The organism is Acidihalobacter aeolianus, assembly GCF_001753165.1.
GTDB lineage: Bacteria > Pseudomonadota > Gammaproteobacteria > DSM-5130 > Acidihalobacteraceae > Acidihalobacter > Acidihalobacter aeolianus.
This window is the reverse complement of record NZ_CP017448.1, coordinates 1,750,187-1,773,658: the sequence shown is the minus strand read 5'-3', so window position 1 is coordinate 1,773,658 and position 23,472 is coordinate 1,750,187. Positions and strand designations below refer to the sequence as shown.

The window sequence follows — 23,472 nt, the reverse complement described above, 5'->3', positions numbered from 1 at the left end:
GATTGGATAACGCCCGTGTCTGCCTAAGTAGTTCAAGTAATCAGGCAGTTGGCGCATGTACATGTAATGGCTGGGTGTCATGCTGGCGAGTAACCGCTCCGCTGGCCTGGGTGATGAACTCTTGGGCCTCTGTCTTGCTCGGCACGCCTACGGCATACAGTTTCCCATCGATCACGGTGGCTGGGATGCTGCGTATCATCAGATTGGAAACGATGTCGCGCCCGGGCCTCACGCCCACATCGAGCACCTCGTATTCGAAGTCATGTCGCTCTTCAGCCAATTGCCCCCACACGCGTTCTGCCTGGGGGCAGCTCGGACACCATTGCGAAACCAGTAGTTGGACTTTCATGCCATTCCCCCGCGTTGATGCGATCAAACGGACCGGACACGGGTGATTCTCCGACAGGAAGCGGCCAAGACGCCTTGATGTGGGTCAAGGCAATCCCGCGCCGATCGCAGTCATCTGTATGCATCTCAGGCAACCATGAGGTGAGTACGATGAATCACTTCGATCAGGCGTTTTTGGGTGAGCATCGCGAGATGGAGGCGCGTCTCGAGGGTCTGGAAGAACTCGCCGGGGGTGGTCATTGGGACAAGGCGGCTGAAATCGTGGCGCGACAAAAGGCGCATCTGGTCCACCACATCGACGTCGAGGAACGCATCGTTTACCCCGCGTTCGAGACGGTGGCCGACGACGAAGGTCGACGCACCCTCGCCTTCCTGCGCAAACGTCACCAGGAACTTCCGGTCTTCTTCGATGAACTGGCGGATGCGGTTGCTGCGCACGATCACCAAGACGTGCAGGACACTCTGCAAACGTTGCTGCGTATCGTTGCCGATCACCATGCCACCGAGGAACGCGACGTGTTCCCTCTTTTCGAGCCAGAGTCTCGGTTGCAGGCTGTCGGAGAGCGCGCCGCGAGTGAGCTGGAGGGCGCCGTATGACTACGTACCGTGGCTGCGAGCTTCCCGAAGAGCTCTATTACGATCTCGATTATGTCTGGCTGCGTGCCGAGGCCGATGGCACGGCGACGGTGGGAATCACCGATCCCGCGCAGACCTTTGCCGGGCGAATCCTCCGCGCGCGCATCAAGAAGCCGGGAACCTTGATCCAGCCCGGACGTCACGTGGCTACTCTGGAAAGCGGCAAATGGGCGGGCGGCGTTCCCATCCCCTTCGCTGCTCAGGTCATCGAGCGGAACGAGGCTGTGGTCGATGATGGCCATCTGCTCAATATCGACCCCTACCGGGACGCTTGGGTCGCTCGGTTGCAGCCACAGGACGGCATCGAGGCGGCGTTGACCGGCCTGCACACTGGACCCGAGGCGATGGCCGCGCTCAGAGCGTGGATCGAGCGTTACGATATCCAGTGCCTGCGCTGCTCGGACTGAACCGAAGCAGGCCTTTCCAGCGAGCGAATCCGCCCGATTGCGCGTCGATTCGAACAGGCATCCGAATTTTCTGTAAGAAATCTCCTCCTGGTTGTGACAGAGTTTGTGTCGGCGAATTGCATGCAGCGCACGGCGCCGGCGCACCTTCAATCCCAATACCGAGGAGTTCCTAGGGCCTGTTCACACTAATAAGTGTATCGACGATGAGAGCGAAGTGGATGAAGAAGGTGAAGACGACATCGAGCTTATCGAAGCGTGAGAAGATGCGCCGAAATCCTTTGAGTCTTCGGAATAGTCGCTCGACTTCATTGCGCTTCTTGTAAAGTTCAAGATCGTATTCCCAAGGCGTGAGCCGATTGCGCTTGGGCGGCACCACTGGGGTCATACCCAGATCCAGCGCGAGCTGGCGCGTCTCGTCACCCTCATAGGCGCGGTCCATGATGACCGAGGTGCCTTCCCAGCCGCAGTGCTCCAGGCTTTTGAGCAGTTTTCTGCCTTCTGGTGCATCTCCGGCCTGTCCCGGGGAAAGTCGAAAGGCTACGGCTCGATTGGCTCCGGCGGCGACCAGATGAATCTTGGTTGTCCATCCGGCGCGGGATTTGCCGATAGATTGAGGACCGTTTTTTTTAAAGCACCGGTTCCGTCTGGATGAACCTTGACGGCTGTGGAATCGAGCGAGACATGATCGACTTGGATATTAATCACGTCGTTTTCCTGCAGCGCCAGGAAGACTCGATCCAGCACGCCCTGTTTGGCCCAGCGATTGGCGCGCATATAGATGCTGTGCCAGCGACCGAAACGGACCGGTAAGCCACGCCACTTGCAGCCATGCTCGGCCACGTACAGGATCGCGTTAAGCACCTGTAGGTTGGATATTTTTATATTGCCTCGCGGAAGCGGCAACAAGGGCTCGATGATTTTGTACTGCTGCAAGGTAATTTCCATGCAGCAATTATATCAAAATTAATGTGAACGGGCCCTAAGGGTTCCCGTACTTTTGTGCACAGTTTGGCGGTTTCTTTAAATATCGTAACTTTTTGCTATTTATTTATCGCAGGGGGGGTGAGTAGTTACGATATTACGTGCCCTAGGTATTACTGCACTACTTTTAGCGGTGATCGGCTTTGGCGTCAGTACCTGGCACAGTACGCAGCAGCGTATCGCGCATGAACTCAGCCAGCGGGCGCAACGGTTCGCAAAACAAGAATCCACAGCCTTGGACCACTGGGCATTCGCCTTGCGTGCCCTCGGCAATCTTGTCGTGCTCGATGACACACCGTCTGCCGCAGGGGTTGATACACGGATCGCCTTGTTTCAATCCTCCTACCCCGAAACCTTCCTGCCCATCCTGATTGTCGAGGCGCAAAATCATCACCTGATGGGCTCGTCGCCTATCGCACTTCCCGCATTGCAAAGCCCCTATCTGCGCGTGGGGCGTACGATCTGCCCCGGCAATGCTGGCAAACGGCTTACGCTCGGTGCCCCGATGCCTGGACCCGCACAGGCATCGGCCCCGCTACATCGCGTAGTACCCGCGTGCATTAGCATCCGGGATGCCAGCGGTGACGCCATGCTCGATGTGATTGCCTTGCTGCCTTGGGTGTCCCATCCACGAACGATTAACGCTGCTGATGATCGAGTCGCGGGGCATAGACTGGACTGCACCCTTACCTGGGCCGGTTTAAGTCATGGCGCCCAGTCGTTCGCGAAGACCTCCCCGGATACGTCCGGCCAAACTGATCCCAGCCCTCCGACTGAGAACCCCAGCTGGATCTCCCGATGGTTTACGAATACCTATGGCGCCAATGGCGCTCCCATACATCCTGGGCAGATCACTGCCTGGGCTAAGGTAGCGCACTACCCGCTCCGGGTTGTGACAAGCCTACCCACTTCTGCCATTTGGCATGACTGGCTAAGTCATGGGGGAGCCGGCGAAGGGTTTGTTTTGACGCTCCTGCTGGCTACTGCCCTGGGTATGAGTGCCTGGCGGTTCGCTAGGCTCGCACGAGAAGAGTCACTTTTGCGCCGGTATTACGGGGCACTAAGAGGTATCAATCGGACATTACTGCATAACCCCGAGCCGGAAAAACTCTACCGGATGACATGCGCCAGACTTGTCGAAGGCGCCGATTTACCGCTGGCCTGGATCGGGATTCAGCAGGGAACGCACATGCGTGTCCGGGCGGTATCGGGTACTGCGCGGGGCTACGTCGACGGTCTGGAACTCGATATGGCCGAAGGGTCGCCCACCGCTCAAGGGCCCGTAGGCCAGGCCGTGCATCATGCCAATACGATTGTGATTGCCGATTTGCAACGCGACGGCAGCTTCATCCTCTGGCAGCAAAGAGCGGCGCATTATGGACTGCGTAGCTTGGTCGCTGTGCCTTTTACCACGGAAGCAGGCGACCCCGGCGTGTTGGCCGCCTATGCGCAGCAAGCTGATTATTTCTCCGCGCCGCTGATTCAACTGATGGAGGAATTGGCCGGCGACGTCGCACTCGGGGTCAATCAGTTCGATCACCTACAAGCGATCACCCGCCTGAGCCAACAGGACCCGCTGACCGGCCTGCCGAACCGTGCTTACTTCATGCGCGCACTCAAGCAAGCCATCGGCCGCACTGACCGAGCAGATCGATTGACGGGCATCGGCATCCTCGATCTGGACTACTTCAAGCAGATCAACGACAGCTTGGGACACCATATCGGAGATATGGTCATCACGCATCTGGCTACGGAACTCAATCAAGCAGTTCGCCAGGGCGATACGGTCGCGAGACTCGGTGGTGATGAGTTTGGCATCCTGCTGGAAGGCATCGCGGACGCCGAAGAGCTGGATCATATTGCCAGCCGTTTGCTCGCTGCCGTGCGCAAGCCTATATGTATTGAAGGGATCGAGGCCGCACTGAAAACCGATGCCAGCCTGGGGTTGACCCTGTATCCCTTTGACGGAGGTACGCCAGCCGATCTTCTACGCCACGCGGATGCAGCCTTGTATGCCGTCAAAGGTAGCGGCCGACATCGCTGGCAACTCTTTCACCGCGACATGGCGAGTCTTGCCAAGCAGGAATACCTCATACACCAACGCATGCCTGCTGCATTATTGGAAAATCGCTTGATTTTCTACTTCCAACCTCAAATCAATCTTCAAACCGGGGAAATCATTGGGATCGAGGCCCTAATCCGCTGGCAGGATCCTGTGAGTGGCATGTGGATGCCCAAGGCGTTCATGCCTGTGGTCGAAGCCGATACGGGCCTCTCGCGCTCCTTGGGTTGTTATTGCCTCAATGCTGCTGCGATGGCGATCACGCGGTGGCTATCTGACGGCCTCGCCTTCGGGCGCTTGAGCGTGAATATCTGCGCCAGGCACCTGCAGCATTCGGGTTTTCTCGAAGATCTGAGCAGTGTTCTGTTGCGGTATCCGGTCGTTGCCGAACATCTGTCGATCGAGCTGACAGAAACCCAAGCGCTCGCCGATCTCGACAAAAGCGCACGCATGCTGAGTGAAGTACGTGCCTTGGGTGTGCATGTCGATCTGGATGATTTTGGGAGCGGCTATGCCTCACTTCAATATGTACGCGAACTGCCTCTGGATACGATCAAACTCGATCTGCAGTTCGTTCAGAACCTCGAACACGACACCGAGGCGTTATCCGTCGGCTATGCCGCCTTGTCCCTGGCAGAGATGCACGGGGCCGAGGTGATTGCCGAGGGGGTGGAGACGGAACGTATCGCCCGTCTATGGCAGCGGTTGGGCGGACGGGTGATCCAAGGGTATCTGGGCGCCAAACCGATGCCCGAATCCGAGCTGATCGCATGGTTGTCGGCATACGCGCCGGACCGTCGCTTCGCCACCACCCCGCACTGGCGATCGACCCCCGAAGTACTCACCTTGCTGCAGGCTCTACCCTTCCACAGTCAATACATTGCAAGACTACGTGGGGCCATGACAGAAAGCCCCTTGTCTTCGGACACACTCAACGGCCTGGTCAAGACATGGCGTGCCCCCTGCCCCATCACGGAGTGGCTTTCCAGTACCGATGCGATCCCCTATGACACCGTTGCGCTCAAGCAAGCACACGATCATCTGCATGAATCGATCGGTTCGATCATTAATGCATTGTCGTCAGATCCCTCTTCACACGGGGATGTCGAGGGATTGGAAAAGGCCTGGGATCATTTTAGAGAGGCCTTGGATCGCGTGATTGAGCAGATCGATCGACGACTGTATGCCCAAGGAGCACAGGCCGACAGCTAGACGATCAAACGCCCTTTTAAAGGGCGTTGTCGAAAATAGAGTCGGTCATAACACATAACGCCATACCGAGTATTTGGCAGCGCGCGGTATGTAAGAACGGGCCACACCGCACGCTGAACGTGGTTGATGCACTGTGGAAGATGGCTGCCTCCCTGATCCAAAATCAACCATCCATTAGGTCGCCATTTCGCGCAAGACCTTTGCGGCGGCCACCATGTTGCGTAAGGCAGGAATGACTTCTTCCCACTGCCTTGTTTTCAGACCGCAGTCAGGGTTCACCCACAGGCGGTCTTTCGGAATGCGTTCGGCCGCCTTGTTCATCAGCTGCACGATGTGCTCTTGACTGGGAATGTTGGGTGAATGGATATCATAAACGCCCGGTCCTATCTCATTGGGATACTGGAACTCATCGAACGCATCCAGCAGTTCCATGTCCGAACGGGAGGTTTCGATCGTGATCACGTCAGCGTCCATATCGGCGATAGCAGGCATGATGTCGTTGAATTCCGAGTAGCACATATGGGTATGGATTTGCGTTTCATCGGCCACGCCGTTAGCAGCGATGCGGAAGGCTTCGACCGCCCATTTCAGATAGGCGTTCCATTGCGACTTGCGAAGCGGCAGCCCTTCTCGCAGCGCCGCCTCGTCGATCTGGATGATATGCACTCCGGCTTGTTCCAGATCCAGGACTTCCGCGCGGATGGCCAGTGCGAGTTGCCGGCAGGTGACTGAACGTGGCTGGTCGTCGCGCACGAAGGACCAATTGAGAATGGTAACCGGACCGGTCAGCATGCCCTTCATCGGTTTGTCGGTGAGCGACTGCGCATAGGTGATCCAGTCAATGGTCATCGGCCGCGAGCGGCTGATGTCACCAAATAGGATGGGGGGTTTGACGCAGCGTGAACCATAACTCTGCACCCACCCGAACTGACTGAAAGCGTAGCCATCTAACTGCTCGCCGAAGTACTCGACCATGTCGTTACGCTCGGCCTCGCCATGCACCAGCACATCCAGATCCAGCGCCTCCTGCTCGCGTACGCAGCGCACGATTTCGGCGCGCATGGCGTCTTTATAGCCTTCGCCATCGAGTTCGCCGGCCTTAAACTGACGGCGGGCGTGACGAATCACCGATGTTTGGGGGAAAGAACCAATCGTGGTTGTTGGGAAGACCGGTAGATTCAACAACGTGGATTGCCTAGCCTTGCGTATCCTAAAGGGGCTCTTACGTGTACCCATCTTGGGATCGAGTTCGGTCAGTGCTGTCTTAACTGTTGGGTTGTTGACACGAACAGATGATTGGCGGGAGATAATGGCAGCCCGATTGTCGCTTAGTTCATCAAGAACCGCCTCCCGTCCTTGAGTTAGCGCGCTTGCCAGGCACTTCAGTTCGTCCAGTTTTTGCACCGCGAACGCTAGCCAGGATCGGATTTCGGGGTCGAGCTTCGATTCACTGGCAAGATCGACTGGCACGTGCAACAACGAGCACGACGGTGCGAGCCACAAACGATCTCCGAGCCGGTCATGCAAGGGTTCGAGCCAGTCCAGCACTGACCCAAGATCGGTTTTCCAGATGTTGCGGCCGTTAATGACTCCAAGTGAAAGCACCTTGTGGGCAGGCAACAGATCAACAAGCGTTGCAACTTCATCCTGAGCATTGACAGCGTCCACATGCAAGCCTGCCACGGGCAAGGTGCTTGCGAGATGCAAATTTTCTTGCAACTGGCCGAAGTAAGTGGCAAGCAGCAGCTTAGCGCGACAGCCACTGAGTCTGTGATAGGTCAGGCTCATTGCATGACGCCAGTCATCGCCAAGTTCGGTGACAAGAATGGGCTCGTCAATTTGGATCCATTCAGCCCCCGCGACGGCCAAGGCATCCAATAACTGGGCGTAAACCGGTAAGAGGCGTTCCAGCAGGGCCAGCTTATCGGAATCGTCTTTGGCCTTTCCAAGCCAAAGGTAGGTTACCGGGCCGATGAGAACTGGTTTGACTTTAACCCCCAATTCGACGGCTTGATTCATCTGGTCCAACAGGCGCGAGGCATCTAAGGAAAACGCTGTCTCGGTAGTGAATTCCGGCACAATGTAGTGATAGTTAGTATCGAACCATTTGGTCATTTCACCCGCCTGGACTCCACTACAGCATGCCCCATGATCTTCGATACCCGGGGCCGAGCGACCCCGCGCGACCCGAAAATAATTGTCTAATGCATCACCATGATAGCCACGTGCACGTTCTGGGAGGTTGCCCAGGATGAAGCTCATGTCGAGCACTTGGTCATAGAATGCGAAATCGCCAACTGGAATCAGATCAAGGGCGGCTTGTTGTTCCCAATGACGCTGGCGCAACTTAGAGCCAATTTTAATCAGCTCCTCACGCGAGGACTCCCCTTTCCAGTACGCCTCAAGAGCGAATTTTAATTCACGTCTTGCGCCAATGCGCGGAAAACCCAGATTGTGTGTCGTGACCATAGCAGCGCCTTGATGGATTCCAATAGAAAGGGATCGCTCATGTTAAGGTTTACGATGCATGATTTAAAATGTTATTTTTTCAGGATTAAATGAGTATTATTCATACCAGAGTTCGCATCATGATTGAGAAAACGCATTTGAACATCGTGAGGGAAGTGGCGCGACAAGGTTCCCTGACAGGGGCCGCTGAAGTGCTCTGTCTGACTCAATCAGCCTTGAGTCACGCGATGAAGAAGCTCGAACAGAATTTGGGTACGCGAATATGGGCTCGGGAAGGTCGCCGACTGCGACTCACTCAGGCCGGGGAACATCTGCTCGGCGTTGCTAACCGGTTATTGCCTCAGTTCGAACAGGCCGAAGACAGGATGCGCCAATATGCGGAAGGAGAACGTGGTACCTTGCGCATCGGTATGGAATGCCATCCCTGCTACCAATGGCTGCTCAACATCGTGTCGCCCTACCTGAGGGAATGGCCTGACGTGGATGTTGATGTAAAACAGGAATTTCAGTTCGGCGGCATAGGGGCTCTGTTCGCTCACGAGATTGATCTTCTTGTGACACCGGACCCATTGCGCCACCCTGGCCTATCATTTGAACCAGTATTCGCTTACGAGCAAGTGCTTGTGATGGCGCGCGAGCATCCATTAGCTGGAATTCGCCATATAGAACCTCACCAACTTATCGACGAGGTTCTGATTACCTATCCGGTTGCAATAGACCGCCTCGACATCTACACCCAGTTTCTTTTACCGGCCGGCATCAGACCCAAGCGTCACAAGGTCATTGAAACGACCGATATCATGCTACAGATGGTTGCGAGCGGACGTGGCGTGGCTGCTTTGCCTCGATGGTTGGTAGATGAATACGCTGAAAGGATCCCGGTAACGCCCGTACGCATTGGCCATCAGGGTATTTCGAAAGAGATATTTCTCGGCACCCGTGAAGCGGATACTGACATTGATTATGTAACAGCGTTTTTCTCGCTGGCCCGACAGCCATATTAACTGGTGAACCAGCGGCTAGCTTGGCGTACTAATCCGCAACTATAGACTCGAAGTATCTACCTTACCCGGGAAAATCCGTGCCCAAGACCAACAAGTTCGAGTATTTCCCGAGATACTGAGACGCGCTTAACTGAAGACCTTCCGGCGTGCTTGGTTTAATAATTTTGGCTCGTCAGCAGAATCTGTGACAGGAAGAATACAGCGAGGATGCTCATAAATAGCATCGTTTAACAACCCTTTTCTACCAATACACGCCGTACAGCGTCAGTGATACAAGATAAATCCTGTGGTTCGATTACATACGGCGGCATTATATAAATTTGGCGATCGAAAGGCCGCAACCAGATTCCAGACTCAACGAAGCGCGGTGTCAGCCGTCGCACATCAACTGATTCTTGCATCTCGATCACACCGATCGCCCCAAGCACCCGCACATCACGTACACTTGGTAACTCGATGCACGCAGCAAGCTCATCCCTTAACTGCTGCTCAATGGACTGCACACTTCTCTGCCACCAGTCTGACTCACACAACAGATCGATACTCGCAGTGGCTACCGCACAAGCGAGCGGGTTGGCCATGAAAGTAGGACCCTGCATGAGGCAACCGGCACCGCCGCAAGAGAGGGTCTCCGCCACACTGGCGGTAGTCAGAGTGGCTGCCAGGGTCAAATAGCCACTGGTAAGCGCTTTGCCAAGACAGAGAATGTCCGGGACGATACCCGCATGCTCACAGGCGAAGAGCGTACCTGTGCGTCCGAAACCGGTGGCAATCTCGTCGGTGATCAGCAATACGTCATGCGCATCGCACAGGGCACGCACCTGCCGCAGGTACTCGGGATGGTAGAACCACATGCCACCTGCGCCTTGAACGATGGGTTCCAGAATTACCGCAGCGATCTCGTCGCAGTGTGCCCCGATAAGGCCGGCGAATTCGGTAACATCGTCCGGGTCCCAGGGTTCTCCGAAACGGCAACCAGGCCGCGGCGCGAAGAATTGCTGAGGGAGCACACCTCTAAACAAATGATGCATACCGGTGACCGGGTCGCACACCGACATGGCGGCAAAAGTGTCACCGTGATAACCGCCAGCGAGTGCGAGCAGCCGATGTTTGCGCGGGCGCCCTCGGGCCTGCCAGTATTGAATCGCCATTTTGATGGCCACTTCGACTGATACTGAGCCTGAATCGCACAAAAAGACCTTATCGAGTGGATCAGGAGTCAATGCAACTAATCGGCGTGCAAGATCGATCGCCGGTGTATGGGTCAAGCCACCGAACATGACATGCGCCATGCTCTTGATCTGCTTTTCCAGAGCGAGGTTGAGCCGTGGGTGATTGTAACCGTGAATCACCGCCCACCACGAAGACATGCCATCAATAAGTTTACGACCGTCCGCGAGCGTAAGATGCACCCCCGATGCCGAGACGACCGGGTAGACCGGCGGCGGGGCGATCATCGAACTATAAGGGTGCCAGATATGGGCGCGGTCGAAAGTGAGTGCATCGTCCCATTCGAATGGCTTCGTTAGCCGCGCAAGAGTATCTACATGTCGTTGCACAACCGATTCTCCGCGGGTCCTGGCGCTTGGGGCTGTCGGGCCATAGGATTCAGTCTGTTACCGCACCCTTGGCTGCCGACGACACTAGCCGCGCATATTTTGCCAGTACACCACGGGTGTACCGCGGCGGGGGCTGTTGCCAGATTTTGCGTCGGCGCTCGATTTCTTCGTTGGATATATCGAGATGAAGCAGGCGCCGTTCCGCGTCCAGAGTGATCAAATCTCCCTCGTTGACCAAGGCGATGGCTCCACCCACTGCCGCTTCCGGCGCGACGTGACCGACCACCATCCCGTAGGTGCCGCCGGAGAATCGTCCATCAGTGACAAGCCCGACGCTGTCGCCCAGTCCTTGGCCGACAAGGGCAGCGGTGGGCGAGAGCATTTCGCGCATGCCGGGGCCACCCTTGGGGCCTTCGTAGCGGATGACCACCACGTCGCCCGGATGGATCTTACACGCCAGGATTGCCTCCATGCATGCTTCTTCCGAGTCAAACACACGAGCCGGGCCAGTGATCTTCGGGGCCCGTACGCCGCTGGTCTTGGCGAGTGCCCCCTCTTCGGCTAAATTGCCCCGGAGGATGGCCAGATGGCCATGCGGGTACACCGGATCAGGCCAAGGTCGGATCACATCTTGGGCGCTGGACGGCTCATCAGGCACGTCCCGAAGCACCTCATCAAGAGTCTGGCCGGTTACGGTGAGTGCATCGCCGTGCAGTAAGCCATGCACGAGCAAGAGTTTCATCACTTGGGGAATCCCGCCCGCACGATGGAGGTCGGTGGCGACATACTGACCTGAAGGCTTCAGGTCGCAGAGCACCGGTACACGCCGACTGAACGCATCGAAATCGTCAAGTGTTAGCTTCACTCCGGCAGCATGTGCGATCGCCGGCAGATGCAGCACAGCGTTGGTTGAACCTCCGAGGGCCATCAGCACGGCTAGCGCGTTCTCGAAGGCGGCGCGAGTGAGGAGGTCGCGGGGCCGGACTTGTTTTTCGATTGCGTCGACCAATACTCTGGCGGAACGCTCGGCGCTATCGACCTTCTCCGAGCTTTCCGCCGTCATCGTAGAGGAATACGGCAAACTCATACCCATGGCCTCGAACAGCGAGGCCATGGTATTGGCAGTGTACATACCTCCGCAAGAGCCGGCACCTGGGCACGCTCGCCGTTCGATCTCCAGCAGTTCTACTTCACCAATCTTGCCCGCAATATATTCACCTACTGCCTCGAAGGCGCTCACGATAGTAAGGTCGCGACCTCGATATTGGCCCGGCTTGATGGTGCCGCCGTAGACGAAGATCGCCGGGATGTTCATGCGTGCAATGGCGATCATCGCGCCTGGCATGTTCTTGTCGCAGCCGCCGGTAGCGAGGACACCGTCCAGGCTCTGGCCCTGGCATACCGTCTCGATTGCGTCCGCTATCACCTCGCGCGATACCAGCGAGTACTTCATGCCTTCGGTGCCCATAGCGATGCCGTCCGAGATGGTGATGGTGCCAAAGGTCTGCGGCATGGCGCCGGCCTCCCGCATGGCCACCTCTGCGCGCGCCGCAAGCACCCCGATGCCAAGATTGCAGGGTGTGATGGTGCTGTGCGCGTTTGCCACGCCGACAATAGGCTTGTCAAAATCCGCGTCGCCGAAACCCGTGGCGCGTAGCAGCGCGCGGTTGGGTGATCGCGGCACGCCCTGGGTGACGATTTTGCTTCTACGGTTGTCAGTCATTATGACTTATCACTTATTGAGAGTTAGGATTACGGATGCAGCGGCGCGGCCCATAGGCCTGTATACGTCGCGTGGCGTGGCCGTCATGCGGTGTATTTCCCATAGGCGAGGCTTCATTCGACGAGCCTCCATGCCACTGTGCCACCAGCTCGCAGTGGTACAATCGTTGCTTTCTCCAAATGCATCTCCTCGGGCACGACCCAGCTTCGCTTCTCCAGAGTGATGGTGTCGCTGTTACGCGGCAGCCCATAAAAATCGGGGCCGTGAAAACTTGCAAAGGCTTCCAGACGATCAAGCGCCATCACCTCATCGAACGCCTCGGCATAAAGTTCGATGGCCGCGTGTGCGGTGTATATGCCAGCGCAGCTGCAAGCGGACTCCTTGGCGGGCCGCGGATGCGGTGCGCTGTCTGAGCCGAGGAAGAACTTGGAATTGCCCGATATGGCCGCAGCCAGTAGCGCCTGGCGATGGTGCTCACGCTTCAGGACCGGCAGGCAATAATGGTGTGGGCTCAGGCCACCGACGAACATCGCATTGCGGTTAAGCAGCAGATGATGCGCGGTAATGGTCGCCGCCACGGTGTCCGGTGCCCCACAGACGAATTCAACCGCCTCCCGCGTGGTGATGTGTTCCAGGACGATCTTCAGGCCCGGGAAGCGCTCAACGATGGGTGTAAGGTACTGCTCGATGAACAATCGCTCGCGGTCGAACAGATCCACCTCTGGATCTGTCACCTCACCGTGCAGCAGCAACGGCAAACGAGTCTCTTCCATGGCTGAGAACACCGGCTCACAACGTGCGAAGCCGGTGATACCGAAGGCAGAATTTGTCGTCGCACCGGTGAGAAAAACTTCTCCCACCGCGTACACGAATCCGCTCTTCTTTGCCCGTCTGATTTCTTCGGGTGTGGTGTGGTCGGTGAGATACAAGGTCATTAGCGGCTCGAAGGATAGGCCCTTCGACTGTGCCGCTGCCAGAATACGGTTGCGGTAGGCGCAGGCCTCAGCCAACGTATGCACAGGCGGATCAAGATTAGGCATAATCATGCCACGAGCAAACCGCCTCGCCGTATCGGGGAGCACTGACGTCAGCATTTCCTCATCGCGCAGATGCACATGCCAGTCGTCGGGCCGAGTCAGGACCAGCCGATTCTCCGTAGACTTCCCGCCGTTTCCGGGGGTAGGCGTCACTTCGGGCATCAGGGCACTCGCTGTGTACGGGCATGCCCATCACCGCCCTGGCCGGCGGCGCGGCGTAGCCGGTCACAAATCGCATAGCCGATCCCTGCCTCAGCCGGCATTACCGTCACCAGTACTTGCACACCCAAGTGATCGGCTTGACGCAGACGGTTATACAAGACCCGGGCCTGTTCTTGGAGAGTCTCCCCGAAATAAAGCCAAGTTACATTTTCTGGCAACCAATTGGGGCGATACTGTGCTAACAATCCTACACGTTGGCCAATCGCATGCCATTGGCCAACGTGTAGTAACGCGTCATCCCATGATGACAGGATCACGCGGGCTTGAGGTGCGTAGTGTGAGAGCTTTTGCCCTGGATAGGGTGCATCATCAACCATGCGGGCAATCGGCACAGCAGTACCCAGGGCTTGCTGTAAAGCCTGCTCGGGGATCGCACCAGGACGCAAAATCCTGGGTATGGTGGACGACAAATCTACGATCGTGGATTCGATACCAATAGGACAGTTTCCACCATCCAGCAAGAAATCCACATTATCGCCGAGCTCTTCTCGTACGTCCTCTGCCGACGTAGGACTCACATGGCCATATCGGTTGGCCGAAGGCGCCGCTACGCCACTTCCGAACGCATCCAATAGTGCCAAGGCAAGCTGATGGTCGGGCACTCTCAACGCCACAGTATCCAGCCACCCTGACACGATGCCCGGCACTCTGGGCTCGCGGGGTAAAACCAAAGTCAATGGCCCCGGCCAAAAAGCCTCCGCCAATTGCCAAGCTGCGCGCGGGATGTGCCTCGCCCACTCAGTCAATTGTGACGTACCCAAAAGATGAACGATCAGCGGATGATCGACTGGCCGGCGTTTAGCCGCGTATATCCGCGCGACCGCACGTGGATTACTGGCATCAGCGCCTAAGCCATAAACTGTTTCCGTGGGGAAAACGACGAGTCCCCCAGCCCGTAAAATGGCGGCTGCCCGATGCGCCTCCAAAAGAGGATCGTGTCTATCGCCCGCCACCTCCGCCATCGGTTGGTCTGTGTGCCTGTGTCCGATTTCGGGTGGATTGCAATCAACCGCGATTTTTTGCCAGTCGCTCATACACGTTTCACTCTTGCCCCCTCAATCGAGAAACCATCATGGGTTGCAGTAGTCGCAGCGCCCCGGATCTGCGTATTGACTCAATGGACGCTCGCGCATGACACGATGCTCACACTTGGGGCAGCCATGGATCTCAGCCCTTATCTCGCGGGTTGGTGCCCCGCAATCGCTACAAGGCAATCCTCCTATCCGCTCGACAATCCAGAAGCCAGGAGTGCCACAAACGGGACACTGTGAACGAAGCTTTTGGACCAGATTCTCGGCCGCCAAGCGGATATTGCCCATGCGGGTTGGGTTTGCGCTGGCGCGTAAGTCGACTTCGAGAAAAACACGGCTATTGATCGATTGTCGGAGCGCATATGTAAAAGCCGCTTCAAGGTCTGGCCAACTGGCGATGCCTTTACTAATGCGTGGGTCATTCTCGCTCTCCGGCCTCAAAACGAGATGATGCTCGGGAAATCTGGTCTTGCGCGCGAACGACACAACGGCATCCCAGTCTTCGGCCATGCAGTGAGCACTATTCGCTTGGCCCTCCGCCACACCAACCACTTCGATTTCGCGCAAGGCGTCAATAAAAATCAAAAACTCGACATTCCAGGGTAAAATTCCAGCGAACGGATCCGTCCCAAAGGATCCTTCGCTTGCCAATCCCAGGGTTGCCTCAGAGATTTGCATCCCAATCCGAGCTTTCTTTCTCGCGGCCTCAATCTGTATGCCCGCACGCGGAATGTCACGCGTGAACGTACCCAGGAGATCCGTGTCATAACCTGCCACACGCTCTACCTTGCAACCAATTGCACCAGCCAGTACAGGGGCAATCACCTGCTCTTTTCCATGCTGAGTAAGTAACGCGACTCGCTCACCCACATATGGATTTTCACCAATTTTGTTTGTAGCCATCGGTATATTCCTGCAAGGAAGCGCCCCAATTGATGGGTGGCTATTCAACTGGATTCAAATTTCAGCGGTAAATCATCTTAAAGTATCTCTCACATTAAGAAATGTGAATTAACTACCGTCCACGTATTCGCTCAGTTTAGGCCAAATGCCCGCGAGACGTTTAGTAATTGCATCTTCACGGTCTACAGAAAACTCAATAAATCGTTGCGCAGGCAACGACAATGTTTTTTCCTTTGGATATACCAAGTACCATTTTCTCATAATCGGAAAGCCTTCCACATCTAGAACGGATATCATCCCTGATACGCCTTCGAGCACAAGAGAATGCAGAGATAAGACGGAAATCCCCAAGCCTCCCACTATGCCATGTTTAATAGCTTCATTACTCCCGAGTTCCATCCGCACATTGAGTTTTAGGTTGCGTTCTCTACATAAGCGCATGATAGCTTCTCGTGTACCAGAACCGGGCTCGCGCAGCAGAAATGGCTCTTTGGCTATTTCTTCTAACGAGATCCCCTGAGCGTGACATAGTCGATGGCTAGAAGGCGCCAGAACGACCAATGGATTAGGTGCAAAATAGTTGCAAGTAACACTCACCTCATCCTCCGGAACCAAGCCCATAACATAAAGATCATCATCATACCGCTTAATCCTGTCGATAATTTTGTCGCGATTAGTCACATTCATGGCCAACTGAATTCCGGGAAACATCAGTCCATACTCGCCCAACAATTCTGGAGCAATATATTTCGCCGTCGTTACAACGCCTAGCTTCAAGTTACCGCGCTTTAAACCCTGATAATCAGCTACCGACATTTCCAGATTTTCTAGCGCACCCAACATCTGTTTTGCGGTGGCGCAGAGCTCCTGTCCGACATCCGTTAGCTGTATTTTTCGACCGGTCTGCTTAAATAAAGGCACGCCTATAGCGTCAGCAAGCTTCTTCACCTGCACGGAAACAGAGGATTGTGTGAGAAATAATTTTTCAGCCGCCTTGGTAAAACTTTTCTGCTCAACCACAGCCATGAATATCTGTAGCTGGCGAAAAGTTATATGACGAAGCAAGTTTCCTATTTCATTATCAAACATACACACTCATCCCCAACGCTGCCGAATCATTTCATACGCTCCCTGACGACCAGACGAATCCATGCCAACGATATGGATACAGAACCGTACGCTCGTAGCAGGGTGAATACGATTACCTATCATCGCACGTTCCGTACTTCATGACTGTTACTGAACACTGATCCTAATATGGGTTTTTTGATGTCCATAGCGACAGGTCCGTTTCTAGAAAATCCTCATGAGGCACATAATGTGAACTCCCTGAGGAAAAACTCACTCCAACCATGCCATTAAAAATATTCAATGACCCTGTAAGCAAGCAAAGCAATTCATCACTATTGCGTAACCGCTTCATTTGGCTAAGTATTTTGCGAATTTCGTCTGGCGCTATTAAAGCGTTATCGGGATATGGGCGCTTCGGATAAGCCAAACAGCTGTCTGGGTCAATGAGATTCCCAACCGTCATCAGGCGATAACGACATGGGTCGTCTACCTGCCAAAGGACAGTTTGGCCGCTTGCGAAATGCAACTTAACATGATGAACACCATGGAAAAGTATAAGTTCCTCTATGACACTGGTCACAGTATCTATATTCACGTCCAGTTTACTGTCCTGCCTCGTATTGCTCGACAACGTAATTGAGCCATATGCATCGCCAGAAAAATGTCTGCCGAGGCGTGGTTCTTGATATATTTGACGACTTTGCGGCAAATCGCGTAACGCAAAATCCGCTCCAACAAAACCGATATGATTACCTCGCACATCTCGCACAAAGTAAACCGCCGTCATTGATGGGCGTAATGCGTGTTCGCTAATGTAAGCATCGCACAACAAGAAATCCACGGTTTGCATACCGCCTTCTGTGTATGGCCATTGTTGGTAGTGTGTCTCACGCTGCTTATCCAGAAATCCTGCCAACGATAACGCTTCACGCATATAAGGCCTGTCTGATCGATCACGTTCAAAATGTTTAGAAATCAACCCTTCGCGACTCATGCTCGAACTAATTTGCACGCCCTCTCTATTCATTGCATAAAGATATTTGCAATGAGGAATCGACGAGAAAGCATCCTGCAGCAGATTATCCAATAAAGATCTTTCACTCCATAATTCGACGCCATCGATTGTTGCTTGGCCGCATTGCATACCGATTCGACGCAGAGGACCGTAGAGAAGGCTCATCAATCGATCCCTTTGCTGCGTTATAGCGCCACCCAGATCCTCTTGAGAAGCTGCGCCGCTGTGCGTCTCTGTTTCAAATGAGCAAGATCGATCCTCACTAGGATTGTTAGGAAATGTCGTCATGGTGTTAACCTCCGCCAAGTGTTCCCATTAATAGAGATAGGCGCCGCCTCCTTCAGGAGTCAGCAGGAATAACTTCGTCCTAAATCGGGTTCCATTGCCCGACTGCTTGCCGTTGGTAGATCGTCCCTTCAGGAGAAATCTGCAGGATACAGATCCATCGGTTATCTACGAGCTGCCGCAGCGTTTCATTGCCCTCAATAATTTCATCCATTTGCTCCTTCGGCGCTTCAATGAAAGCCGATAACCGCAGGGGTTCGTGTTGCAAACCACTGTTACTATCGCGCAGTGACTGCTCTGACAATCCAATGCGTAGATCACCGCCATTGCCTTCCAGTACACCGATGGTCCCGCCCACGACATTGTGCAGAACCTTATTGCCACACCCCTGCCGTTGGTTGTCTACGATTGAGCCGTAGTACTGCAGGTTGATCCAATTGGCCACCACCAAGGGGGCCGTCATGATCAAGGTAAGGACGGCAAAATCCGGGTCTTTGCCCACATCGTAGTCGTGTAGAAAAGCACGCCCTGCAAGATTCATCTCCCGAGTACGCCAACGTGGCGCCGCTATGAAGGCCGCATTACCCGCTAACGCCCACTCGGGACGCACCTGGGACCAATCCCGGGCACGGAAGCCCATGTTACGAGCGACGACTTGGGAATCCTGTAGATCCGGTTCCAGACGCAACATGCGCTCTAGGCGAGTTAGATTGGCCGCCTTCTCCAACGCTACCCGTAACTCGGTGAGAATCTCGATATTCAGACGAGGTTCATCCAGCCCCCCCAATATCTCTACTCGGTCAGTGGTGGTGTCATGAAGAGCGGGGAGAAAACAGCAGTTCGGGTCGAGATTCCAACCTTTGGCGACGAGACCCTCACGCACCCGTGGATCATTAAGCAGGCTGGCCGCAGCCTTGGCATTCACCTCCCCTGTCTGTCCGGCGCAGGCCCCACAATCCAGACCAGCCCGGTGAGGGTTGTTGGTGGTGGAGCTGCCATGACCAATAAGAAGTACGACAGGGGCGACTCCACGATTCAGCCCCAAACCCGTGAGAATGAATTCCGCCATGCTCACTCGCTCCTGAAGGCTTAGCGAGGCTGGCAGGACGCACTGCAGGCTAGCCCGCTCTGCTGCCGAGAGCCCAGCCTCATCCGGTGGCAAAGAGGGTCGGTGCCAACCCAAGGTATCCGCCAAAAGTCGGCCGATGTAAGAAAGACCCGCTGTCTCCACAAAGGAGAAACAAGAGGCCGCGGAGAGTTTGAAGTGCTTCCATTCCGCGCTCCGCCGTAGCCGCCGGAAGCGCCGCTGAATGATGGGACCCGGCCCCTGCTCCTCAACGTGTACCCCGGGGTTTAGCAGGACGGGCGTTTGGGTTCTCGGTGCGAAGTCCCCCTGACGGCGATAATCCAGCAATACGCCGAAGAAACCCGCAAAACCGATGGTATCAAGTGTGGGCATCACGCCTTCCAGATGGCGGCGAAAGACCTCCGAACGTACGTCGATACAAAAGGCGGCTTGCACCAGCGGGGTTGCTTCAACACCTGTCTTAGGCCTGGCCGGTTGGCGGCGAATCACGGACGCCACCTGCCTACGATAAGCAATCTCGGAAGCACACAGTAATGCCTCGCCTCGCCTGCTCTCTTCTAAATCAGCGCTTTTGTCGGCACGGATCCAACCCTGGATCTGTTGTTGCCAGCGCTCCAGCACCTTAGGACGAGCCGTTTGGTGTAAAAGGGTTTCCCAAACCATGCGGATGGCCAGGAGATCAACCAAATCCTGATGACTTCCTCCCTGCATTTCTGCTTGCCAGAGAAGGTAACGACACCAGCTGGCCCAGCCACCGACGGACTTTAGGAGCACCAGAAAGTAAGCCTCCTCCGCAACCTTGGGAATCGCCAGCGTTTGCTGCGCCCAACGTCTCGCTTCAGCGCCGTCAGGAGACAGAGCGAGCAACTGCGGACGGATGGCCTTGAGTCCCATAGGCCCGAGACTGCGATCCACAATGGTGTACTGACGCCAAGACCCGAAAAGTCCAAGCTTAGGGTCTTTGGGATAAGACCAGAGCGATTGCCCGCGATCATAGTAAGCGGCCAGGAAACGGCTGATTTGTTCCACCACGTACTGGGCAATGGAAGCATGCCCGTGTCGGTCCATCAGCTCCGGCAAGGTTGGCAGCCGCATCGGCGACTCAGGGGAAGTCCGTAGATAGTCTCTCCATTCTTCCTCATTCGTACTGAGATCCAGACTCTCAGCTGCCTTGAGAATGTCAGGTAGGGTGAGCTTGCCTTTCTGAACCAGATCGGCATACCAGCGCCGATCCATGATTACCCGCTCACCCGCTGTCCCTTGAAGCTGCGCGGCCACCTCGGCAAATGGCCTATCAGCAAACCCCCAGTAGGGATTAACCGCGACAAAGCTGTCCAAAGGCCATACCGGGGCAATGCGACGGGTGACCCGGTCGAAAACTTGCTCGGTGGATGCTGCATTGCCTGCACTCATTGTGCACCTCCTGAATTATTCAGAATTTCGTGATTGAGAGCCGTTGATTCCATGGATTCCAAAGCCAGATTCTTACGGGGCAGCTCCACTCCAACCCTTTCTGACCAGAATCGATGGGAAAACCGATCCACCCAGAGATCGACATAAAGACCGTTATAAAGATGGGTAAAGAGGGTCAGTTGCATCCGCTTTGGTAGCAAGGTCCGCCCCGGTCCCTGGATCCAGCTGAGCAACAGGAAACCGGCTACGGTCACCCAAACAAGGCTGAGCTGAGCGGGATTACCGGTTGCCACCAGGCTTGCTGTATCCGCAGAAAAACCCCACACAAACAGCGTGTGCAACAGCAGATATATAAGCCCCATACTCATAGCTACAGCCAGTGCCGTAAGACGGTCGATCAGAGCGTCGAACTGGAACCCCTTCACCAAGATTTGGGATACAGCTACCGCTATGATGGCGACTAATGCAATCCAAGTAGGGTTCAGCAGGGGGTTCTCTCCGAAGGCCCAAGCGCCACCGCCAGAGATCAGTGCGCCTAGAGCCACCGCCAAGGCCCAATGTCCCAAGCTGGGAATTTTTTTCCCACCGGGCGGCACCTGCCGCAGCTGATCCGTGACACTCCCCGAAGACAGAAAGGCATGAGCTTTATAGAGAGAGTGTCCTATCAAATGGAGAAGGGCCAAAGGAAAGAGCCCGAGTCCCAACTCTAGAGACATGAAGCCTAGCTGCGCAGTAGTAGACCAAGCCAACATCGATTTGATGGCGGTCTGTGTCGTCATGACCAATGAAGCGATGATGACGGTCAAGAGTCCCGCGGCAGCCAAAAAGATCAGGGCATCAGGAACGCGCACCAAGAGCGAACTCGTCCGTAAGGCGATAATGGCGCCGCTATAGACCACACCCGCATGCATCAGCGCCGAAACGGGTGTAGGTGCTTCCATGACCTGAACCAACCAACCCTGAAAGGGAAAGTGAGCACTTTTCAGTATGACCGCAATCACGATCAGCCACGCCGCTATCTGCAATGATGCAGGTAGGTTGTCTGATCGTTCCGCAAACCGACGAATAGCCTCGAACTGTAGGCTTCCTACCCCTTGGCCGATGAGGATGGATGCACCAATCAGACAAAAATCCGCTGTCCGGCTGAAGATGGACTTTTTGTGCGCAGCCATAATGGCCTTGGGCCGCTCCACATAAAATTTGAGGAGCTTGTGCAGACTGAAGCCTGTGGCGATGATGGCAATAGTAAATAGACCGATGTTTCCAGCCATAACCACCAATAAGAAAAACCCTCCAGTGAAGGCCAGTAAGCGGACGAAACGGGCTTGTTGAGGATCGCCATCCAGGTACTGCACACTGTAGTGAGCAATCATGGCAATCACAAAAGCAACTAGCGTGGCTAACACCATTGTCAGTCCATTGACATCAATAGATAGCGGCAAACCGAAACTCACCCCCGGCAGGGGGAGCTCTATAACTGGACTGGCCTGAGCGCCCATCAAAAAACCAATATCAGCTGCCAGAGCAGCGAAGAGAGCCCAGATAGCCGCTAGGCGTACCCGATTTCGGGCGTTCAATGCCGAGTATCGTGTGGCCTGAACCCTTGGCAAAGCGGCCAAGAACAGCCCTAATGGCATCAAGGCCAGCCAAGCGCTGGTGAGCCAAGGTTGACTAATACTTTCGTTCATAGCTGCCTCCATCAGAAGTATTTTTTCCGAGGCAGACTGTAGAGCTGGGACAAGAATAGATACAAATGAATTATATCAATGTTATGTATTTATAAACATAAATGTATTGAGTTCGATAGAGTCTTGGTGGTCACACGAAATGTCGATCTGTGGCGCGCAGTCTCGTCCGTCTGTACGGTCTTGAGGCTGGCAACGTTACGGTGGTTATTAGTATCTTCTGACTTGCCGGGATCCGGCGCACACACCAAGCGATCAGTAAGCTTCACACCTAGCGTGCTGACCGATTAGCCGTTGAAAAGCCGTGAAAATCTGGAAGATCGCTCTTGGATTATTGAGCGAGGGTTGTGGTCGATGCGCGGTGCGGATATACATCAAGATACGCTGTTCAGCACGGTCACTCCCGAGCATCGGGTGCCGAAGGATCATCCGCTGCGGTCGATTCGGCGGAGGGTGGACGAGGCACTTTAGGCGCTCGACGCCGACTTCGATGCGCTGTATGCCCGGATGGGTCGTAACTCGATTCCGCCGGAGAAACTGCTGCGCGCGCAACGATTGATGGCGTTCTACACCATCGGCAGCGAACGCCTGTTGGTCGAACAGATTGACTACAATCTGCTGTTTCGCTCGTTTGTGGGCTTTTCAATGGACGATCCGATCTGGCACCACTCCACTCCCGGACTGACTCGGATGCCTTGCTGTATCGCAAGAGCGAATGCACCACCGCTAAGCTCAGCTACCTCGGACATCTGCTGATGGAAAACCGCCACGGCCTGATCGTCGAGTCCCAGACGAGCCAGGCCACCGGCACGGCCGAGCGCGGGGCCGGTGTCGAGCTTGTCGACGCGCTCGGCGGGAGCCACCGAATCACGCTGGGCGCGGATAAGCACTATGACACGCAAGGCTTTGCTTTGTGGCGGCGATGCGGGGACGAAACGTCACGCCGCATGTGGCTCAGAACACGGCCGGGCGGCGCTCGGCCATCGACGGGCGCACCATCGGCCATCCCGGTTACCGAACCAGCCTGACGGTACGCAAGCGGATCGAAGAATGCTTTGGTTGGCTCAAGACCATTGCGGGACGGTGCAAGAGTCGCTTTGTTGGTCGTGAGAAACTGGACTTTCAGTTCGTGCTGTGCACGGCTGCTTACAATCTGGTACGGATGCGCAATCTGGGACTGGTAGCCTGTTGAAGGCTCGCGCCAAGAGATCGGTGCGCCCAGAGATCCGGATTTTGGATGTTTTTCGAAACAGCTATGCCTACGTAATGGAAGAGCTTTATTGCTAATCTAAAAATCATTTTGTAGGGTAATTTCAGCATAA

The 23,472-nt window shown here is 55.3% G+C and carries 16 protein-coding genes and 1 pseudogene; 5 read left to right on the top strand and 12 right to left on the bottom strand.

The annotated features are described in order from the left end of the window. Window positions 1-40: 40 nt before the first annotated feature. The gene (locus tag BJI67_RS08110; RefSeq protein WP_070072601.1) at window positions 41-349 is read right to left on the bottom strand and encodes a thioredoxin family protein; all 309 of its coding nucleotides are present in this window, start codon (window positions 347-349) and stop codon (window positions 41-43) included. Between the two features lie 149 nt (window positions 350-498). On the opposite strand from BJI67_RS08110, the gene BJI67_RS08105 reads away from it, so the two are divergent. Next, entirely contained in the window at window positions 499-945 is a 447-nt protein-coding gene (locus BJI67_RS08105; RefSeq protein WP_070072600.1) for a hemerythrin domain-containing protein, read from the top strand. Further along, complete coding sequence (locus tag BJI67_RS08100; RefSeq protein WP_070072599.1) at window positions 942-1,391, top strand: glycine cleavage system protein H; 450 nt, start codon at window positions 942-944, stop codon at window positions 1,389-1,391. Before BJI67_RS08105 ends, BJI67_RS08100 begins: the two co-directional genes overlap by 4 nt. A 169-nt stretch (window positions 1,392-1,560) precedes the next feature. On the opposite strand, the gene BJI67_RS17415 is transcribed toward BJI67_RS08100, so the two are convergent. Beyond that, window positions 1,561-2,336, bottom strand: a protein-coding gene (locus tag BJI67_RS17415; protein WP_156782006.1) for an IS5 family transposase whose coding sequence is annotated in 2 segments (ribosomal slippage) — window positions 1,561-2,021 and window positions 2,021-2,336 — 777 coding nt in all. Because the reading frame shifts where the segments join, the coding sequence is not laid out codon by codon here. A 169-nt stretch (window positions 2,337-2,505) separates the two neighbouring features. Between BJI67_RS17415 and BJI67_RS08080 the strand changes: the two genes are divergently transcribed. Continuing rightward, the gene (locus tag BJI67_RS08080) at window positions 2,506-5,646 is read left to right on the top strand and encodes a putative bifunctional diguanylate cyclase/phosphodiesterase (RefSeq protein ID WP_083250758.1); all 3,141 of its coding nucleotides are present in this window, start codon (window positions 2,506-2,508) and stop codon (window positions 5,644-5,646) included. Window positions 5,647-5,820: 174 nt separating this feature from the next. Here the strand turns inward: BJI67_RS08080 and metE are convergent, their stop codons facing one another. Next, on the bottom strand, window positions 5,821-8,115 hold the full coding sequence (gene metE, locus BJI67_RS08075) for a 5-methyltetrahydropteroyltriglutamate--homocysteine S-methyltransferase (RefSeq protein ID WP_070072596.1): 2,295 nt from the start codon (window positions 8,113-8,115) through the stop codon (window positions 5,821-5,823). A gap of 119 nt (window positions 8,116-8,234) precedes the next feature. On the opposite strand from metE, the gene BJI67_RS08070 reads away from it, so the two are divergent. Then, window positions 8,235-9,119 carry a LysR family transcriptional regulator gene (locus BJI67_RS08070; RefSeq protein ID WP_070074045.1) on the top strand — a complete coding sequence of 295 codons (885 nt, stop codon included), beginning with the start codon at window positions 8,235-8,237 and terminating at the stop codon, window positions 9,117-9,119. 227 nt (window positions 9,120-9,346) lie between these two features. Here the strand turns inward: BJI67_RS08070 and bioA are convergent, their stop codons facing one another. The 9 genes from bioA to BJI67_RS08035 all read right to left on the bottom strand — a co-directional run bounded on the left by bioA (window position 9,347) and on the right by BJI67_RS08035 (window position 22,153). Beyond that, window positions 9,347-10,678 carry an adenosylmethionine--8-amino-7-oxononanoate transaminase gene (gene bioA / locus BJI67_RS08065; RefSeq protein ID WP_083250757.1) on the bottom strand — a complete coding sequence of 444 codons (1,332 nt, stop codon included), beginning with the start codon at window positions 10,676-10,678 and terminating at the stop codon, window positions 9,347-9,349. Between the two features lie 49 nt (window positions 10,679-10,727). Further along, entirely contained in the window at window positions 10,728-12,404 is a 1,677-nt protein-coding gene (ilvD, locus tag BJI67_RS08060; protein ID WP_197513392.1) for a dihydroxy-acid dehydratase, read from the bottom strand. 110 nt (window positions 12,405-12,514) lie between these two features. Next, on the bottom strand, window positions 12,515-13,600 hold the full coding sequence (gene pyrC, locus BJI67_RS08055; RefSeq protein ID WP_070072594.1) for a dihydroorotase: 1,086 nt from the start codon (window positions 13,598-13,600) through the stop codon (window positions 12,515-12,517). Then, complete coding sequence (locus BJI67_RS16880) at window positions 13,600-14,694, bottom strand: L-threonylcarbamoyladenylate synthase (RefSeq protein WP_197512902.1); 1,095 nt, start codon at window positions 14,692-14,694, stop codon at window positions 13,600-13,602. The genes pyrC and BJI67_RS16880 overlap by 1 nt, the downstream gene beginning before the upstream one ends. 36 nt (window positions 14,695-14,730) lie before the next feature. Further along, the gene (locus tag BJI67_RS08050; RefSeq protein WP_070072593.1) at window positions 14,731-15,594 is read right to left on the bottom strand and encodes a DUF6671 family protein; all 864 of its coding nucleotides are present in this window, start codon (window positions 15,592-15,594) and stop codon (window positions 14,731-14,733) included. Window positions 15,595-15,702: 108 nt separating this feature from the next. Further along, window positions 15,703-16,683, bottom strand: coding sequence for a LysR family transcriptional regulator (locus BJI67_RS08045; protein WP_070072592.1), 981 nt, complete (start codon window positions 16,681-16,683; stop codon window positions 15,703-15,705). A 163-nt stretch (window positions 16,684-16,846) separates the two neighbouring features. Continuing rightward, window positions 16,847-17,968, bottom strand: a complete 1,122-nt coding sequence (locus BJI67_RS16875) for a hypothetical protein (protein ID WP_197512899.1) — start codon at window positions 17,966-17,968, stop codon at window positions 16,847-16,849. A 79-nt stretch (window positions 17,969-18,047) separates the two neighbouring features. Beyond that, window positions 18,048-20,465, bottom strand: coding sequence for a YbcC family protein (locus tag BJI67_RS08040; protein WP_070072591.1), 2,418 nt, complete (start codon window positions 20,463-20,465; stop codon window positions 18,048-18,050). Further along, window positions 20,462-22,153, bottom strand: coding sequence for a proton-conducting transporter transmembrane domain-containing protein (locus BJI67_RS08035; RefSeq protein ID WP_070074043.1), 1,692 nt, complete (start codon window positions 22,151-22,153; stop codon window positions 20,462-20,464). The genes BJI67_RS08040 and BJI67_RS08035 overlap by 4 nt, the downstream gene beginning before the upstream one ends. A gap of 351 nt (window positions 22,154-22,504) precedes the next feature. On the opposite strand from BJI67_RS08035, the pseudogene BJI67_RS08030 reads away from it, so the two are divergent. Next, window positions 22,505-23,342 (top strand): annotated as a pseudogene (locus BJI67_RS08030) (transposase). Window positions 23,343-23,472: the final 130 nt, after the last annotated feature.

What these genes read in the sequence shown, in the direction of transcription:
- BJI67_RS08110 (WP_070072601.1), bottom strand. Translation starts at nt 349, where the DNA reads ATGAAAGTCCAACTACTGGTTTCGCAATGGTGTCCGAGCTGCCCCCAG.
- BJI67_RS08105 (WP_070072600.1), top strand. Translation starts at nt 499, where the DNA reads ATGAATCACTTCGATCAGGCGTTTTTGGGTGAGCATCGCGAGATGGAG.
- BJI67_RS08100 (WP_070072599.1), top strand. Translation starts at nt 942, where the DNA reads ATGACTACGTACCGTGGCTGCGAGCTTCCCGAAGAGCTCTATTACGAT.
- metE (WP_070072596.1), bottom strand. Translation starts at nt 8,115, where the DNA reads ATGGTCACGACACACAATCTGGGTTTTCCGCGCATTGGCGCAAGACGT.
- BJI67_RS08070 (WP_070074045.1), top strand. Translation starts at nt 8,235, where the DNA reads ATGATTGAGAAAACGCATTTGAACATCGTGAGGGAAGTGGCGCGACAA.
- pyrC (WP_070072594.1), bottom strand. Translation starts at nt 13,600, where the DNA reads ATGCCCGAAGTGACGCCTACCCCCGGAAACGGCGGGAAGTCTACGGAG.
- BJI67_RS16880 (WP_197512902.1), bottom strand. Translation starts at nt 14,694, where the DNA reads ATGAGCGACTGGCAAAAAATCGCGGTTGATTGCAATCCACCCGAAATC.
- BJI67_RS08050 (WP_070072593.1), bottom strand. Translation starts at nt 15,594, where the DNA reads ATGGCTACAAACAAAATTGGTGAAAATCCATATGTGGGTGAGCGAGTC.
- BJI67_RS08045 (WP_070072592.1), bottom strand. Translation starts at nt 16,683, where the DNA reads ATGTTTGATAATGAAATAGGAAACTTGCTTCGTCATATAACTTTTCGC.
- BJI67_RS16875 (WP_197512899.1), bottom strand. Translation starts at nt 17,968, where the DNA reads ATGACGACATTTCCTAACAATCCTAGTGAGGATCGATCTTGCTCATTT.
- BJI67_RS08040 (WP_070072591.1), bottom strand. Translation starts at nt 20,465, where the DNA reads ATGAGTGCAGGCAATGCAGCATCCACCGAGCAAGTTTTCGACCGGGTC.
- BJI67_RS08035 (WP_070074043.1), bottom strand. Translation starts at nt 22,153, where the DNA reads ATGAACGAAAGTATTAGTCAACCTTGGCTCACCAGCGCTTGGCTGGCC.